This window comes from Paenibacillus sinopodophylli, from assembly GCF_005930355.1.
Classification (GTDB): Bacteria; Bacillota; Bacilli; order Paenibacillales; family Paenibacillaceae; genus Pristimantibacillus; species Pristimantibacillus sinopodophylli.
On sequence record NZ_VDBO01000001.1, the window covers coordinates 1,176,721 to 1,192,793 of the forward strand.

Sequence of the window (16,073 nt, forward strand, 5' to 3'; positions counted from 1 at the left end):
ATTGCCCTCTCCTTGCCGCGTCTCTTGGTATGATATTGCTATGATTTATTGTTAACAGCATACCGCAAAGCAAGGAGAAAGGCTATTCATAATTTGTTCAATCATTTGTACTTATTCGTTATCTAGCCGCGGTTTGCGGCCCGATTGGCCATTTTGTTTTGTTCTTATTTTTCTTGGAAGTGCCTAATACGCTGCCAATTCCCATTAAGAATGTCGGGATTCCTGCCGCCACAAATACAAGACACCATTCGCGGAAGTTCAGCGGCACTGTTTTGAATATAGGCTGCAGCGCCTCAATATAAAGCACTCCTATCATTAACGCTAGTGAAGAGAGGACTGCAAATACCAAGTATTTATTCTGAAATGGATTGCGGTGAAATATCGAACGCGAGCTCCGGCAATCGAATACATGAATGAGCTGTGCCATGACTAAAGTAGCAAATGCGACAGTCTGTGCCTTCATCAGATGTGCCGCACTTCCCGGAGCGTCATTCAGCGTAATCCAGAATGCGCCAAGCGTGCAAACGCCAATGAGAATACCGCGGCTAATAATTTTCCAGCCCAGCCTGCGGGAGAAGATACTTTCTTTGGCCGAGCGGGGCTTTTGCTGCATAAGATCCTTCTCTGCCTGATCCACGCCGAGCGCCATTGCTGGCAAACCATCCGTGACGAGGTTGACCCACAGGATCTGAATCGGTACGAGCGGCAGCGGCAGCCCCGCCATCATCGCAAGGAACATAACGAGTATTTCCCCAACATTGGATGCGAGCAAATAGCGAATGAATTTTCGAATATTCTCATAGATTCCCCGCCCCTCCTCAATCGCCGAAACGATCGTGGAGAAGTTGTCATCGCTTAGCACAAGGGAAGAAGCTTCCTTCGTAACATCTGTACCGGTGATTCCCATCGCAATTCCGATATCTGCAGCTTTGATCGCTGGCGCATCGTTGACACCATCACCCGTCATCGCAACGACATGGCCGCGGCGCTGAAGCGCTTTGACAATCCGCAGCTTATGCTCGGGAGAAACTCTTGCATATACATATATATTATCTACCAAGCGGTCGAGCTGCTCATCATCCATCGCTTCAAGCTGCCGGCCGCTCATTGCGATTCCTCCGCGCGGCATAATGCCAAGCTGACCTGCAATCGCCTCTGCTGTTAATTGGTGGTCACCTGTAATCATCACCGTCTTGATTCCTGCGCGCCGGCAGGTCGCAATAGCTTCCTTCACCTCGCGTCGCGGCGGATCGATCATACCCGTCAACCCTACAAATACGAGCTGGCACTCGGCATCCGCTTCAGTCTCGCAAGCATCTCCCGCCTTCAAATCCCGATAGGCAAGCCCAAGAACGCGAAGCGCTGACTGCGCCATAAGCTCGCCGGCTTCTGCACATTTCCGTTTCAGTGTCGAGGTGAAAGGAACGACCTTTCCTTCCCACAGCACATATGCACAATGATCCATTAACAGATCAGGCGCACCCTTGGTGCAGATTAGCCGTCCTCCTTGGTGGGCTACGACAACCGACATCCGTTTCCGCTCAGAATCGAAGGGAAACTCCTTTTCTCTTTTGTACAGCTGCTCTAGTGACTTAGCTGATGATCCGAGCTTAGCAGAAAGCACCGCCAGCGCGCCTTCAGTTGGATCGCCTTTAAGCACCCATTCCTCTTGTATTTCCTTGCTTTTGCGCTTGCCTGTTTCGGCAGCCTCGACCTTTACAATCTGAGCATTGTTGCAGAGCGCGCTTACTTGAAGCAGCCGTTTAATCGATTGATCATGCTTAATATCGAGTGCATTGCCCGCTTCGTAGATCGCACCTGACGGATCATACCCCTCACCGCTTACTTCAAGCTGTCTGCCGCCCAGCCATACATGGGTAACTGTCATTTTGTTTTGAGTCAATGTACCTGTTTTGTCCGAGCATATCACCGAAGCGCAGCCTAGCGTTTCAACAGAGGGCAGCTTGCGGACGATTGCCTTACGTTTGATCATTCGCTGAACGCCCAGAGCAAGCGCGATAGTCACAATTGCTGGCAGACCCTCGGGAATAGCTGCTACCGCGAGACTGACGCCTGCGAGGAACATGCCGTATGCAGGCTGGCCATGCATGATTCCCGCGACGACAACCATAATGGTCAATCCTATCGCAACGACAATCAATATTTTTCCAAGCTGCTCCAAACGATGCTGCAGCGGCGTTTCCATCGATTCTGTCTCCTGAATCAATTCCGCGATTTTGCCCATTTCCGTCTCCATGCCTGTCCGAATGACAACGGCCTTTGCCGTACCCCTCGTCAGCATCGTGCCCATGAATCCCATATTCCGTTGATCACCAAGCGGCAGGTCGTTATCCGCTATCACTGCGGCATGCTTGCCGACCGGAACTGACTCGCCTGTCAAGGCCGACTCCTCGACATAACAGCTGTTCGCTTCAAGAAACCGTACATCCGCTGGAATACGATCTCCGCTCTCTAGATAAACCAGATCGCCAGCAACTAGCTCCTTCGCAGGAACCGTAAGCAATTCGCCGCCTCTATACACCTTTGCCGACGGAGCCGAGAGCTCCTTCAGCGCCCTAAGTGAGCGTTCTGCCCGAAACTCTTGTACGAAGCCAAGTATCGCATTCAGTCCGATTATGGCAACGATCGTAATCGCGTCCAAATACTCCCCAAGCAAGCCTGAAATCAAGGTAGCTCCCATAAGGATAAGCACCATAAAATCTTTAAATTGATTAAGAAACAGCAAAATAGGCGAAACCCGCTTGCCCTCCGTCAATTCATTGTGCCCATTCTTCTCCAGCCGCTGCGCCGCATCCGACGTCGTCAGCCCTTGATTCGGGGAGCTCGCTAATGCTTCTTCCAGCTCGCTTGTCCCCATTTGATGCCATTTCATTTGTTCCATGGTATAACTCCCTCCCGTAATATGCCGAGCCAAGCAGACAAGAGCCCATCGGACAGCCTTCTAGGGTAAATGTATTCGGACAGCCTTTAAAATATCCCTGAAAAGACTTAAGTTTTCGTCTCAACTATGGCATGATAGAGAAAGACCCACCAAGGAAGCGAGGAATACACACCATGGCATTAGACGGTATCGTCACCCATGCAATAACGCAAGACTTGCAGCGCTGCGTTGGCGCGCGTATACATAAAATCCACCAGCCTACCAATCACGAGCTTGTCCTTACCATCCGCGGGGCAGGCCAAGGCAAGCTGCTGCTCTCTGCCAATCCTACTTATCCCCGCGTACACTGGACGACAGGTACGTACGTTAACCCTATGGAAGCGCCTATGTTCTGCATGCTGCTCCGGAAGCATTGTGAGGGAGGCATGATTGAATCAATCAAGCAGGTTGGCCGTGAACGTATCATTCTCATTGAAGTTAAGCACCGCGACGAGCTCGGCGATTTGTCGAACAAAACGATTGTTGTCGAGATTATGGGACGCCATAGCAATATTATTCTGATGGACCCGGCGAGCGGCATGATTCATGATGGCATACATCACGTCACCCCTGCGATCAGCAGCCACCGCATCGTATTGCCTGGCAGCACCTACACGCCGCCTCCAGAGCAAGGAAAGATAGACCCACTTGTTATCGATACAAAACAAGCCTTTCTGGATGTACTAAGCGATACGGATGTGGGAGCTCCGTTATACAAACGTATGGTCGACAAGCTGAGCGGCTTCAGTCCTTTGCTCGCAAAAGAGATCGTGCACCGTGCTGCAGTTGAAGACAGCAGCCCTCAGGCGCTTTCAGCTGTTTGGAGCAGCTACAGCACCTTTATTCAACAAGTGAAGGACAATCAATTCACGCCGACGATCAAAACAAATCCTGATACCGGTAAATCATTCTTCTCCATTACCGAGCTCACCCATATTGAGGGTGAAGCCGTGCTGTTCCCTGATATAAGCGCTTGCCTTGAGGGCTTCTATGGAAACAAAGCCGAGCGTGACACCGTTAAGCAGCGCGCTGCGGATCTGATTCGCTTCGTTCAGAATGAGAAGGCAAAAAACGTGACGAAAATCAAAAAGCTTGAGGACACGCTGGTGGAAGCGAAAGATGCGGAGAAATATAGGGTGCTGGGCGAGCTTCTTACTGCTTATATGCATCAAATCCAACGCGGAGACACCTTTGCTACGCTCATCAATTTCTATGATGAAGAACAAGCAACAGTGAGAATTGAGCTTGACCCTCAGCTTACGCCATCGGATAACGCTCAGCGCTACTTCCGGCGCTACACGAAGCACAAAAACAGCTTATCGATCGTAGCCGAGCAGATGGACATTGCGCGCACTGAGATCCAATATTTCGAATCTTTGCTGCAGCAGGTCGATAACGCCTCGCTTGGCGATATTGGTGAAATCCGTGACGAGCTTGTTGAGCAAGGATACATGAAAGAACGAGGACGTCGCGGGTCTAAGAAGAAAAAAGTGCTCAAACCTACTTTGCTATGCTACACATCCTCCGAGGGTGCAGCTATTTTTGTCGGCAAAAACAATACTCAAAACGAATACTTAACCAATCGGCTTGCATCCTCTTCCGATACTTGGCTGCATACGAAGGATATTCCTGGCTCCCACGTTGTGATTCGAGGCAGCGACTTCGGCAATGCCACACTTGAGGAGGCTGCCATGCTTTCTGCTCATTACAGCCAAGCTCGCGCTTCGAGCTCTATACCGGTCGACTATACGACGATCCGCCATGTTCGCAAACCAAACGGAGCAAAGCCTGGATTCGTCATTTATGATAATCAGAAAACCTTGTTCGTGACACCAGACGAGCAGCGTATTAAGTCTCTTGCTTGCGTATTGAAATAACATTGTATGCCACTATAACGCCAAAAACACAGCTTCTTATCCTTAGGGACTAAGAAGCCGTGTTTTTATTTTTTCGATGCAGCTTTTTCCGTCTCCGGCTACCAAATAGACATGCTCGGCACCTTCCAGCTGCCCATCCTCTCGAACAGCCCTTCCACCAATAAAAACTTTCGTTGAAAGTTGCCCTTCCCGAATCATATGGTCCAGTTGCAGCAGGAATGTTCTTGCCGCTTTAAACTGCTCCTCAAGCGAGAAACTAAACGTAAATGCTGCTGGCTTTACATCAGCCAAGCAATCATATATGCCTTTCTCCGAGGGAGAGCTACCTAAATATACGACACGAAAGCCTTCCTGCTGCGCAAAATAACCAAAAAACAAAATGCCGAGCTCATGTCGCTCGCCCGGGCCGCAAGCTGTTACTAATAGCGGGCTGTCGTCGCTCGGACGGAACAGGCTGCGAATCGCAAGCATTTTATCACGAATGAAATGGCTGCCGAAATGCTCTTGATATTCGGATATTTCCCCTCGTTCCCATCGTTCACCAAGCTCCACTAGCGCCGGCTCCAAAATATGAAGCAGCAAATGCTCTAAATGATGAACCGCGAGAAGTTGCTCATAGAATCGCTGTGCATTATTGATGTCAAGTTGGATAAAGCATTGAAGAAGATGCTCTACGGGGTTTCCCCATTCCGCGGAGGTCGGTACGTAAAACTCGTATGACTGTCCTCGTCTTGGCTCGGAAGCTGCCGTGCTCCCGCTATCTTCACTCGGCAGCACGGTTTCATGCTCATACTTCCATTCCACAACAGCCATTCCGATCGGCACACCGTCGTCTACTTGGGATTTTAACCACTGCAGCGTATCGATATCCTGCTTGGAATAACCGCGGTAACCATTGCTCATCCGCTCTGGCTTGACAGCTTCATATCGCTCTTCCCATTTGCGAATGAGCTGCGTAGAAACTCCTGTCCGCATAGACGCTTCTTTGATCGTATACAGCCTAATCGCCATTCCGCTCTCTCCTCCATGAAGGCTGTAGCTGCCTAAGCACTTCTGTGCTTACCGTTCGGCTGCCTACTGCACCATGAAAAATAACACCCTGACGCGATCCATGAAAGTCTGAGCCTCCGGTTACAATGAGTGGATAGCGATTTGCCAGCTCTTCATAACGCTGCTCATCTTCCGGACTATGATCAGAGTGATAAACCTCGATTCCTTGAGCCCCGTAACGTATGATTTCCTCGACCAATGTATCATTTCCATATAATCCCGGGTGTGCGATAACACTCGTTCCCCCAGCTTCTCTTATCCAATCAATGGCTTCAAAGGGGTTCAGCCTTGGCGGATTGACGTATGCCGCAGCTCCTGAAGCCAAATATCGATCGAACGCTTCTTTCATGGTCTGAGCAGCACCTTTGCTAATAAGCACTGCTGCAATGTGCGGTCTTCCTATGCTCACTTCTGTAGATTGCAGCTCGTCTTTGGTACGATTACCATGTGCCGCAGCAATGACCTCGTCCATTGTGATCGCAATTCCGAGTTCTCTCAGCTTGTCCACGATCATGTCGTTCCGCCGATCTCTTACACCGCGCAAGCCAGCAAGTCTAGAGAGCCACATTTCATCCTTGTTATTCGTATAATAGCCCAGAACATGAATATCGGAGCTGTCAGCAACTGTACTTAGCTCCACACCTGGCACCACCGTAATGCCAAGTCTACTGCCTTCCTCTACCGCTTCTGCAACACCAGCAACCGTATCGTGATCGGTTATCGCAATCGCCGCAAGCCCAGCTTCCTTGGCCAGACGCACATTATCTGCTGGGCTCTGCATCCCGTCCGATGCTGTCGTGTGTGTATGCAAATCGGCTAGTCCATGTGTTAAAGCCATTGTTGCAGATCCCTCTCTCTCAAAAAGGATAAAAAGGTGACAGCCGAAATAGGCAATATGGCTGATTTCAAATAAATGGAATAAAACTGACGTTGAAACTTCGAATCCGACACTTTGATCATACGAATTAAATCAAGCGCCACCTCGTGCTTAACCGATGAAGAAGAGATAAAGGAGATGCCTAGTCCCGCTTCAACGGCTGACTTCACAGCGCCAGTACTGCCGAGCTCCATCACAATTTTCATAGAAGCTGGATCAATCTGTTTCTTTCTCAGCTGCTCCTCCATGACGAGTCTTGTCCCTGAGCCTTGCTCCCTCAGCACGAATGGATAACCCATCGCTTCCTCTAATGTTACCGATTCCCGTTCCGCAAGCGGATGCGATTTGGATACAATCAGCCGCAATTCATCACTCATTACAGCTTCCATATGCATGTCAGGATGATTTATCGGCGCTTCTATCAGGCCAAAATTAAGCTGATGACTCAGTATGTCCTCCATAATTTGTGACGTATTCATAACCTTCATACTAATTGAAATATGCGGGTATTCCTGTCCGAACGGGCCCAATAGCCGCGGCAGAATGTATTCTCCGATCGTCAAGCTCGAGCCAAGCTGAAGCCTGCCCTTCAACTGATTCGTGAATGCAGACATGGCTTGATCTGTATCCCTTATCAAATCAATACTTCGCTGGGCATAAGGCATAAGCGCCCGTCCCGCTTCAGTGAGCTCAATTCGTTTCGTAGAGCGTTGAAGCAGCTTCGTACCAAAGTAATCTTCCAGTGATTGCACCTGCATCGTTACTGCCGGCTGAGTCATATGTAAAGATTGCGCCGCAGCTGAGAAACTGCCGCGTTCTGCAACCGTACAAAATATATGCAGCTGATGAAAATTGAGAGCCATGTGTCGATCATCCTTTCTTATGGTGCTTATTATACTACAAACCTTGTACACAATCTTCCAACATCAGCAAAAAAAGCATGCAATCGTTAAGATTGCATGCTTCAAATATCAGAATATTATGATTTTTTATTTGCGTTTTCGGCTGCTTTTCACTAATGTCATGCGCCTAGAGTGGCGGAGCCACGAGTAATACGACTTCAAATCTCTAAGCTCTATGGTTTCCGACATTCGGCCAAGGAAGGTTACGATGATCATCTTATGCAAAGGCCTGCCCGTAATGTCCGTTTCTGTCATGGAGTCTGCAAATTCAGCAACAAACACAAGATCATCGTCAATCAGATATACATCCTGCTCGTTTCGGTAATATGACGCAATCCGACCCTGCTTCAAACATTCCCATAAAAACTCGGCAATATCTTCAAATCCGGTTTTCTCGCTTTCAATCCGGTCCAGCCATCGGCTCTTGGCATGGTTTGTGATGACGATATCTGCTACTTTCTTATCACCGAGATCAATATAAAACGACTCATACGTACTCCATCTTCTCGTCATTCTATCTTTCACGTCACATCGCACCCCTTCCTAGGACCCAGGTCTTTTTTACCATGAATTTAATTCCATTTTAACATGATTGTCCGATATTTCAACAATAAATTAAAGTACGACCATTTATGTAACAATTTGGATAATAACCAATAAAAAGACGCTTTCCAGTGTTCATGGGCACTGGAAAGCGTCTTTTTATAGTTTCTATAATCGTTGCTAGCAGGACATCATTTCACCATATGGCATATGGATCTGGCAATCGTTAAAGGCTGTAAAACCTCGTTTTATCTTCACTATCCTTGCTGTACTCGGTTTTGATCTCATTGCGATACGAACGCTCAATCTTACGAACGTACGAAAGCTTGCCCATTTGCCGAACTGCTTCTTCCGAACGCTCAGCATTCATATACATGACCACGTAATGCATCTTGCGGGACATGTAATGAACGGTTCCGAATCGTTCTAATGACCTAGCTGCTTTCAAATCACTTACCCATACAATATATCCTGTTCGTTCCGGTAGCATCCTTTCCCTCCTAAAAGGTTTGCGAGACAAACCTGCTTCGTAAGCCCATGCTAAAGTTTGCTGCGCAAACTTGCTTCAATTCCAAATAACTCGGTCGTGTGAACAGAGATTAACCGCAGCCGCCGCTCCCACATCCGCAAGAGCCCCCGCTGCCGCAGCTGCCGCCGCCTGCCGCCTTCTCGTTACTTGGAACCTTTATGTTATCCGACACGGATTCCGCAATCGTGCGAGAAACTTCAAAAAGCATATCATCCACGACCTGCTCCGCGGTTTTGAAGCGGCGAACGCTCTCTATTTCACTAAGCTCGCGTTCAATCTGCTTCACTTTATCCTTCGCTTCGTTATAGTCGGGATGAAAGCGGCCAAAACGCTCACATTCGACAAACAACTCTTTTGCCTTCGCGAAGCGTTTCGTAATCCGCTTCACTTCCTCGTCTTCATTTACTGCGGTTTTCCAATATAGATACTCGGCAACTTCTGCCGATTGATTAATCCAATCACCAAGCTCATAAGCACAAAGCAGCAGCGATGCCATATCGAGAGAAGAAACGCCGCCTTGCGGTTGCTCCAACTGAATAGCCGTTAAACCTTCAGCAGTAGGCATTCATCCACCTCATTTCAATTCGCTAAATTCTACACTATCATATCATAACCCTATATCCAATAGATAGAGATTATATTGGACTTTCTTGGCCCGGAATAAGCAGCTGCATCTCCTCCCACATGTCTGGAGTAAGACGTGCTGTCTGATGCGGATCATCCCGGAGCATACCGACTACAGCCCAACTGTCGCCTTGATACTCGAGCTTCTCAGGTACGAAGGAGCGCAAGCCTTGCCCTATTCGCATTTGAATAGGTGTTTGCCACTGCAGTGCCTGCTCAATAAGCTCTCTTCTGGTCGAATGATGGTAGGAACGCATTTGTTTGATCCACATAGAGGGAACTCTCTCGAGCTGCGACCCGGCTATTAGCTTTTCCCTCAGAGGCTGATCATTAAGCGTGAAATGATGCAGCGGATAGGTCTCATACAGAAATAATGGTGCACGTTCATTCATACTTTCTGCCCTATTCTTTTCCATATTCTCTGCCTTGGCATTTGTTCCGAACTGCTCATCGCATAACTGCGTCCTCATCTCATGGCCAAACATCGGATAATCTATTGATGCGTTGCCTTTCTCCGTACCCCTTAGAACCACTTTCCGCGCCGGATAGCCAGCTCGCGCCAGTAACCGTCTTATTTCCTGTACATGTGTTTGTTCCACAATGAAATCCGTTAATCCCAGCTTTTGCAGCAAGAACGGCGCCAACTCCATATCCCTTTCGATGAAAGCAGCCACGTCTTGATGATCACAGCGAAGCAGCGTTATCTCGGCTAATACTGTTCGCCCAGCGTGACTGGTCCACACATCCAATAAGGCACCGACTGTCGAAGGAAGCTCTTCCCCGCCTGAAACATCCTGTAAGAAGCGCTGAATGGACTGTTTCGTTCTGCCTAGTTCTACAGCCCGCGCAATCGCAGCCGCTTCAAGCTGGTATACAGTAACTTGCTCCTCTGACTTCCTTGCTGCGATTAGCTCAAGCTCCCATCTGACTGTGAACGGACAGTCCGGATCGACGATTACTTCTCCATTAGGCTGAATGGAGACGTTTGGACTCGATTCTGATTGTGAATCGATTAGATCAGAAGAATAAGGGACATTACGCTTCCATTTGCAATAAAGCTCCACTTCATTCCCATGCCCGCTCTGAACAACTTCGATCCAGCCCATGCTATACAAAAGTCCGCACCAGTTTCCTGTCTCAGTGAGCTCACGCTCGCTAAGCCACTTATTCAGAGCTTTAATGGAAAACCACTCGCCTGCTTCCACGCTAAGCATCACAGCCGCAGCGTGAGCGCTGCCTGCCTCTGCTGGAAGCAACAGCTCCAGACACCAGTCCATGAGCTGTGCATCGCGTGATAACTGTCCCAGCTCAAGCCAGCTCCGAAGTGCTGACTCATTCCATATCAAAGAGCTATCCTCAGTCGATAATAATCCCAATCCAACAGCCGCCTGCAGCATAAACGCAACGCTCGGGGGATATGCATCTCCATGCGCCCCCTTTACTTTAAAGGCTTCAATTGTAAAATCATCTATAGAGATTGCTCGCATCAGCTTTGCGATTATCTTCTTGGGTAGCACGCCATTAAGCGTCAGTCCAAGACCATTCCTGCCAAGCTCTGCCAACATACTGAGCAGTTGGCTGCTGAACGGGCGGCAATAGGGCCGCAGCGTGCCATTAGCCAGCTTCTCTTTGTCGGTCGAACTCAGCTGCTCAGGCTTGTATGGAAACAACACTTTACTCCAGCCTATGAAACAATGTGCCGGCATAAAGTAAAGGCTCTCACCCCACGCTTTCTTCACAGAGAAGAGGATGCCTGCTTCCTCCAGCTCAGCTATGCCAAGCTGGCATTCCGCGCCTGATAAAAATGTAAATGCGCGAAGCTCTCGAATAAGACGCTCATATTCAACCGGCACGACCGCATAATGGAGAACGAATTGCTTTATCACCTCTAAGCCGCATTCGGTGAGCCTGTCAGCAGCAGCTCCGATGGCCAATTCGCTCACTGCCGCATTCTTCCAGGTCATTCCCATTTGGCTTGCTTGGTGCCACACGGGCATGTGCATATACCTTTCCTGCCGATCAGCAGAAAGCTTAGCTAATAACTGCTTCATTCTCATTGCGCGGTTGCCTCCTCCTGAGCGTCCTTGACGATCGGGCTAATCAGTCTCTCATAATGATAGCCTTGCTCAAGCATGAACAATTGCCGCTTCATGCCGAATTCCGTTTCCTTGGTCTCATCAGTCACGATCGTGTAAAACCATGCTTGATTGTTTCCTGCCTTCGGGCGCAGCAGCCTACCAATCCGCTGCGCCTCCTCCTGCCTGGAGCCAAAGCTTCCCGAGAGCTGAATAGCAACCGCAGCATCAGGCAAATCCACAGCGAAGTTCGCGATCTTTGACACGATTAGCACAGACAGCTCACCTGCTTTGAAGCGTCCATAAAGTGTCTGGCGCTCCTCTTGTGGAACTTCTCCCGTTAGCAAAGGAACACCTAACTTAGCTGCTAGTAGGTGCAATTGGTTCAAATATTGTCCAATAATTAAAGTAGGCTTACCTACATGTTGCTGCAACAGCTGCTCCACAATTTGCGTTTTGGCTGGATTCTCGGCTGCAAGGCGCAGCTTCGACCTTGTGCTTGCTTGCACATACATAGCAGCGGTACTGCTGTGCATCGGCACCCTAATTTCAGCACAAGCAACAGCTGCGATATGAGCTGCTGCCTCAGCTGTCTTCCATTGCAAATCATATTGCTTGGGCCCGATAAGCGAATATACATCCTCCGCGCATCCATCCTCCCGAACGAGCGTTGCAGTAAGTCCTAATCGTCTCGTCGCTTGGATTTCGGCCGTCATACGAAACACAGGAGCAGGCAGCAAATGAACCTCGTCATAGATAATAAGACCCCAATCACGTTCCGTAAACAGCTTCATATGGGTAAATGGCAGCGACTTTGATTTTCGGTGAGTCAGTATATGATAAGTTGCAATTGTGACCGGACGTACCTGCTTCAATGTACCGCCATATTGGCCAACCTCCGAATCCTGCAAGCTGGTTTTATCGAGCAGCTCATCCTTCCACTGTTTCACAGAGGTAGCGTTGGAGGTTAGAATGAGCGTTGCTCTCCCTAACCTAGCCATAGCCGCTATGCCAACAATCGTTTTCCCTGCCCCGCAGGGCAATACGAGAACGCCACTGCCCCCTTGCACCGTCCCTTCCTTATAAAATTGTTCAACAGCTGACTGCTGATAGTCCCTCAATTCGAATCGCCGATCACTAATCGTCCGCAGTCGGAGTGATAGCTCCAGTTCTTCGCCTGCATGATAGCCAGCCCGGTCAATAACAGGATATCCAAGACGCGTAAGCTCCTGCTTCAGGACCCCGCGGCATCGTTCATCCAAATGCCAGCTCCCGTCGTCCAAATGTTCCTTCACATGCTGTATGACCGACTCATGTGCGGTTAGTTCGTCCATAACCGAAGTAGATCCGTGGAGCAGAAGCTTCCCTCCTTCGGTTGACAGCCAGAGCTTGCCGTATCTGCCAATCAGCCTTCGAATCATCGATTCTGCTTGCAAAGGCAGCTCATATCGGCTGTTCGATGCCAGCCATGCGATAAGCTCCTCGGCATCCATCCCGGATGACGCTGCATTCCATAGCGTTAAAGGCGTAATTCGGTACGTGTGAATAGCGCCGGCTCTGCGAACAGCATCAGCGAAGAGGACAAGCTTTTCCCTGGCTTGACCTGCATCCGCCTTTCCCTCATCGAGCAGCACAACAAGATCGGATTGCACAATTAATGGTTTATCGCAGCGTTTCTGCATCGCTGTCTCCCTCCCCTAGTCATACCCTTATAGGCACAGTATGCAGAAATTAACACTTTTTTATGCTCGTTTCCCGTTTTGCAAGCGCGATTTTATAGAGTGAAATATGTTATAATAAATAAGAAGTTCTTATATTAACCGCAAATCGGGCTGGAGGTACGCATCTGTGAAAAGAATTATAATCATTCTCCTCATGCTCGTTTGCATGCTGTTAGTCGGATGTTCGAACCTTTCCGAGCTTTCCTCGAACACCATTCAAACCAACCATTGGTATCAAGTAACGAAGTATATAGATGGCGATACCTTCAAGATTTCGAACGGCTCCAGCGAAACGACGATTCGATTACTTTATGTGAACACACCAGAAACGCAAACGCCAAATAACGAGCCTGAAGCATTTGGCCTTGAGGCATCTGCCTTCACGAAGGAACTGCTTACCGAATCGCAGGAGGTCAAGATTAGTTTTGACAAAGAGCTGGAGGATAAGTTCGGCCGTACGCTAGCCATTGTTGAGCTGAAGGATGGCCGTATTCTTAACGAACTGCTTCTGGAGAATGGACTTGCCAAAGTACTCATCGTTGAGCCTAACGTCAAGATGGAAAACGCATACAAACAGCTGGAACAGCAAGCCAAACAAAACAAAACAGGCTTGTGGAGCAGCCCTGCCGAAATTACTCATACTGAATTCCCTGTCAAGAAGGCAGCCAGAAGCGGTATAATTATCGTGGTTGATAAGCAGGCGGAGCTTGTAACGATAACGAACACGACCAATGATCCCATTCCAATGAATGGCTGGAAGCTGGTGAGCGTACGCGGCAACCAAACCTATCCATTCGGAGCCTACGTGCTGGAGGGGCTTGGGACAGTCGTCATCACCTCTGCTGATATCACTCGCCCTTCCGACTATGATCTCCTTCAATGGGGAGCGACGAACATCTGGAACAATAAAGAATCTGATCCTGCAGAGCTTTACAATCAATACAACGAGCTAGTATCTGTCTGGGAGGATAATTAGTGTTTATCCCTTTCCTATCAAAAAGGCTGCCTGATTGCGCTTCATTACGCATCAGGCAGCCTTTTCACTATTTATTTATTCCGTTATCGCATAATTCTCGGCCATCCCGATTAAGAGCCTCGCTGCACGCTTCATTGCTCGCTCATCGATATCAAACTTCGGATGATGATGGGCATATACGGCTCCATTGCTTTCATTGCCGGCTCCTACAAACATAAAGCAACCAGGCACCTTCTCCAAATAATAAGAGAAATCTTCGGCGACTGTAATCGCCTCCGAACGGAGGACAGCCGCTTCTCCGAACAACTGCTCGCCGACTGTAAAGAAACGATCTGCCTCCACGTCATCGTTGACTACTGGCGGATATCCAATCCGCATATGATACTCATATTCCGCACCATGCATTTGGCATATATGCGCAACAAGTGATTCCAGACGCTCATGAATCATCATTCTCGTTTTTTCATCGAAGGATCGAACAGTCCCCTTAAGCTTGCAGCGCTCTGCAATAACATTATTGGTCGTACCGGCTTGGAAGGAGCCGATCGTTACAACCGCAGGATGCAGCGGGTTCACGTTGCGGCTGACAATGGACTGCACAGCTTGGACAAGGCTGGAACCAATTAGAATGGCATCAACAGCCTGATGAGGTAATCCTCCATGGCCGCCTTGCCCGATTATATCGATCACAAACTCGTCCGCAGCAGCCATAAACGGACCAGGCTTGGACGAGATTAAGCCGTGCGCGAGCGGTGTCCATAGGTGAACACCATAGATGACATCAACGCCATCAAGCGCTCCATCCTCAATCATTGGCTTCGCCCCGCCAGGCGTAACCTCCTCGGCAGGCTGGAACAACAGCCTTCGCTCACCGCTTATTTCCGAACGGTTTGCCGCATAATAAGAAGCGATAGCTAGCATAGTTGCCGTATGCGCATCATGCCCGCATGCATGCATCACATTCGGCACCTTGGAAGAATACTCGCATTTTTTCTCATCTTGAATTGGCAGCGCATCAATGTCTGCGCGCAGCGCGATTACCGGACCTGGCTTATCACCTTTAATAACAGCAACAAGGCCATGCCCCCCAACGCCAGTCAGCACTTCAATATGAAGCTCGTTCAATTGGCTGGCAATCCAGCTTGATGTCACTCGCTCATGAAAGGACAGCTCCGGATATTGATGAAGATGCCTGCGCCATTTGATCATGCTTGGAAACAACTTTTCTAACTCTAGATCTACGATATCCTCTGTCTGCAAATCGCAAACCCCCTAACCATTTTTGAAACGAACACGCCGTCATTGCCGCATTCCTGTTTTGTCGCTATCCTCGAAAAGCTTGCGCTCCCGAGCGAAGGATATACTTTCGTCTAGTTTACCAGAAGAAAGCCTTAATAAGGAAGCATGAGAACATCCGAATGCATGGGAAGCCTGTTTTTTTTCAAAATGTCGCGTTTGATCAAGGTAACGGTAAGGAGTAAGGGTTGCGCTTGCTGGGGAAACATACTATCATGAGAAAAGAATGTACAACTCTGTCTTTTGAATAGGAAGCATATGCTTACAAAGTCAGTTTTGCTTCACAAAACCTTTGGGAGGAACTACCATGATTATTGAAAATACCGGCTTAAACGGTGTTAAAAGCGAACTTAACCATTTAGACGAATCCGCTGAGCAGGTGGGCTTTGTACGTTGGCAATGGGAATACTATCGCGCTACATACGACTTGAAACTAGAGGATCGCGCCAGCGGCTCCGATTATTATTTGAGAATTACAACCCGTGCCGTTGAGGGCAAGCTTGAATCACCTCATGCCGTGTTGATTATTGAATCCGTCTACATTGGCCGCTCTACTTTCCCGCATGGTCTTGAATATGAGTCTCCGGTGCCTCAGCCTATCTTGAATACGGCAACTCAACGACTTCAGCAATTGAAACAACTGCTAGCGTAAAGGTGAACAC

The 16,073-nt window shown here is 48.8% G+C and carries 13 protein-coding genes; 3 read left to right on the plus strand and 10 right to left on the minus strand.

Going from position 1 to position 16,073, the window contains the following annotated elements:
* Positions 1-118: 118 nt before the first annotated feature.
* Entirely contained in the window at positions 119-2,902 is a 2,784-nt protein-coding gene (locus FGT79_RS05265) for a calcium-translocating P-type ATPase, SERCA-type (protein ID WP_138751693.1), read from the minus strand.
* A 173-nt stretch (positions 2,903-3,075) separates the two neighbouring features.
* Here FGT79_RS05265 and FGT79_RS05270 point away from each other — a divergent pair, with 173 nt between their 5' ends.
* Positions 3,076-4,818, plus strand: a complete 1,743-nt coding sequence (locus tag FGT79_RS05270; RefSeq protein WP_138751694.1) for an Rqc2 family fibronectin-binding protein — start codon at positions 3,076-3,078, stop codon at positions 4,816-4,818.
* Between the two features lie 42 nt (positions 4,819-4,860).
* Here FGT79_RS05270 and FGT79_RS05275 read toward each other — a convergent pair whose 3' ends face one another.
* The 8 genes from FGT79_RS05275 to FGT79_RS05310 all read right to left on the minus strand — a co-directional run bounded on the left by FGT79_RS05275 (position 4,861) and on the right by FGT79_RS05310 (position 13,100).
* On the minus strand, positions 4,861-5,829 hold the full coding sequence (locus FGT79_RS05275) for a MerR family transcriptional regulator (RefSeq protein ID WP_138751695.1): 969 nt from the start codon (positions 5,827-5,829) through the stop codon (positions 4,861-4,863).
* Positions 5,819-6,706: a PHP domain-containing protein gene (locus tag FGT79_RS05280; RefSeq protein ID WP_138751696.1), complete on the minus strand. Its 888-nt coding sequence runs from the start codon at positions 6,704-6,706 to the stop codon at positions 5,819-5,821. Before FGT79_RS05280 ends, FGT79_RS05275 begins: the two co-directional genes overlap by 11 nt.
* The gene (locus tag FGT79_RS05285; protein ID WP_138751697.1) at positions 6,697-7,608 is read right to left on the minus strand and encodes a selenium metabolism-associated LysR family transcriptional regulator; all 912 of its coding nucleotides are present in this window, start codon (positions 7,606-7,608) and stop codon (positions 6,697-6,699) included. Before FGT79_RS05285 ends, FGT79_RS05280 begins: the two co-directional genes overlap by 10 nt.
* A gap of 126 nt (positions 7,609-7,734) precedes the next feature.
* Positions 7,735-8,160 carry a hypothetical protein gene (locus FGT79_RS05290; protein ID WP_425465006.1) on the minus strand — a complete coding sequence of 142 codons (426 nt, stop codon included), beginning with the start codon at positions 8,158-8,160 and terminating at the stop codon, positions 7,735-7,737.
* A gap of 256 nt (positions 8,161-8,416) precedes the next feature.
* Positions 8,417-8,680 carry a YlbG family protein gene (locus tag FGT79_RS05295; protein ID WP_138751699.1) on the minus strand — a complete coding sequence of 88 codons (264 nt, stop codon included), beginning with the start codon at positions 8,678-8,680 and terminating at the stop codon, positions 8,417-8,419.
* Between the two features lie 109 nt (positions 8,681-8,789).
* On the minus strand, positions 8,790-9,284 hold the full coding sequence (locus tag FGT79_RS05300) for a YlbF/YmcA family competence regulator (RefSeq protein WP_138751700.1): 495 nt from the start codon (positions 9,282-9,284) through the stop codon (positions 8,790-8,792).
* Between the two features lie 70 nt (positions 9,285-9,354).
* Positions 9,355-11,400 carry a helicase-associated domain-containing protein gene (locus FGT79_RS05305; RefSeq protein WP_138751701.1) on the minus strand — a complete coding sequence of 682 codons (2,046 nt, stop codon included), beginning with the start codon at positions 11,398-11,400 and terminating at the stop codon, positions 9,355-9,357.
* Positions 11,397-13,100, minus strand: coding sequence for a DNA repair helicase XPB (locus FGT79_RS05310; protein ID WP_138751702.1), 1,704 nt, complete (start codon positions 13,098-13,100; stop codon positions 11,397-11,399). Before FGT79_RS05310 ends, FGT79_RS05305 begins: the two co-directional genes overlap by 4 nt.
* Before the next feature lie 166 nt (positions 13,101-13,266).
* Here FGT79_RS05310 and FGT79_RS05315 point away from each other — a divergent pair, with 166 nt between their 5' ends.
* Positions 13,267-14,115 carry a thermonuclease family protein gene (locus FGT79_RS05315; RefSeq protein ID WP_138751703.1) on the plus strand — a complete coding sequence of 283 codons (849 nt, stop codon included), beginning with the start codon at positions 13,267-13,269 and terminating at the stop codon, positions 14,113-14,115.
* Positions 14,116-14,190: 75 nt separating this feature from the next.
* Here the strand turns inward: FGT79_RS05315 and FGT79_RS05320 are convergent, their stop codons facing one another.
* Positions 14,191-15,375 (minus strand): M20 family metallopeptidase, encoded by a 1,185-nt coding sequence (locus FGT79_RS05320; RefSeq protein WP_342778457.1) that lies wholly within the window; start codon positions 15,373-15,375, stop codon positions 14,191-14,193.
* A gap of 343 nt (positions 15,376-15,718) precedes the next feature.
* Here FGT79_RS05320 and FGT79_RS05325 point away from each other — a divergent pair, with 343 nt between their 5' ends.
* Entirely contained in the window at positions 15,719-16,063 is a 345-nt protein-coding gene (locus tag FGT79_RS05325) for a YugN family protein (protein WP_138751704.1), read from the plus strand.
* Positions 16,064-16,073: the final 10 nt, after the last annotated feature.

What these genes read in the sequence shown, in the direction of transcription:
- FGT79_RS05305 (WP_138751701.1), bottom strand. Translation starts at nt 11,400, where the DNA reads ATGAGAATGAAGCAGTTATTAGCTAAGCTTTCTGCTGATCGGCAGGAA.
- FGT79_RS05325 (WP_138751704.1), top strand. Translation starts at nt 15,719, where the DNA reads ATGATTATTGAAAATACCGGCTTAAACGGTGTTAAAAGCGAACTTAAC.
- FGT79_RS05280 (WP_138751696.1), bottom strand. Translation starts at nt 6,706, where the DNA reads ATGGCTTTAACACATGGACTAGCCGATTTGCATACACACACGACAGCA.
- FGT79_RS05290 (WP_425465006.1), bottom strand. Translation starts at nt 8,160, where the DNA reads ATGACGAGAAGATGGAGTACGTATGAGTCGTTTTATATTGATCTCGGT.
- FGT79_RS05300 (WP_138751700.1), bottom strand. Translation starts at nt 9,284, where the DNA reads ATGCCTACTGCTGAAGGTTTAACGGCTATTCAGTTGGAGCAACCGCAA.
- FGT79_RS05265 (WP_138751693.1), bottom strand. Translation starts at nt 2,902, where the DNA reads ATGGAACAAATGAAATGGCATCAAATGGGGACAAGCGAGCTGGAAGAA.
- FGT79_RS05285 (WP_138751697.1), bottom strand. Translation starts at nt 7,608, where the DNA reads ATGGCTCTCAATTTTCATCAGCTGCATATATTTTGTACGGTTGCAGAA.
- FGT79_RS05270 (WP_138751694.1), top strand. Translation starts at nt 3,076, where the DNA reads ATGGCATTAGACGGTATCGTCACCCATGCAATAACGCAAGACTTGCAG.
- FGT79_RS05275 (WP_138751695.1), bottom strand. Translation starts at nt 5,829, where the DNA reads ATGGCGATTAGGCTGTATACGATCAAAGAAGCGTCTATGCGGACAGGA.
- FGT79_RS05310 (WP_138751702.1), bottom strand. Translation starts at nt 13,100, where the DNA reads ATGCAGAAACGCTGCGATAAACCATTAATTGTGCAATCCGATCTTGTT.
- FGT79_RS05295 (WP_138751699.1), bottom strand. Translation starts at nt 8,680, where the DNA reads ATGCTACCGGAACGAACAGGATATATTGTATGGGTAAGTGATTTGAAA.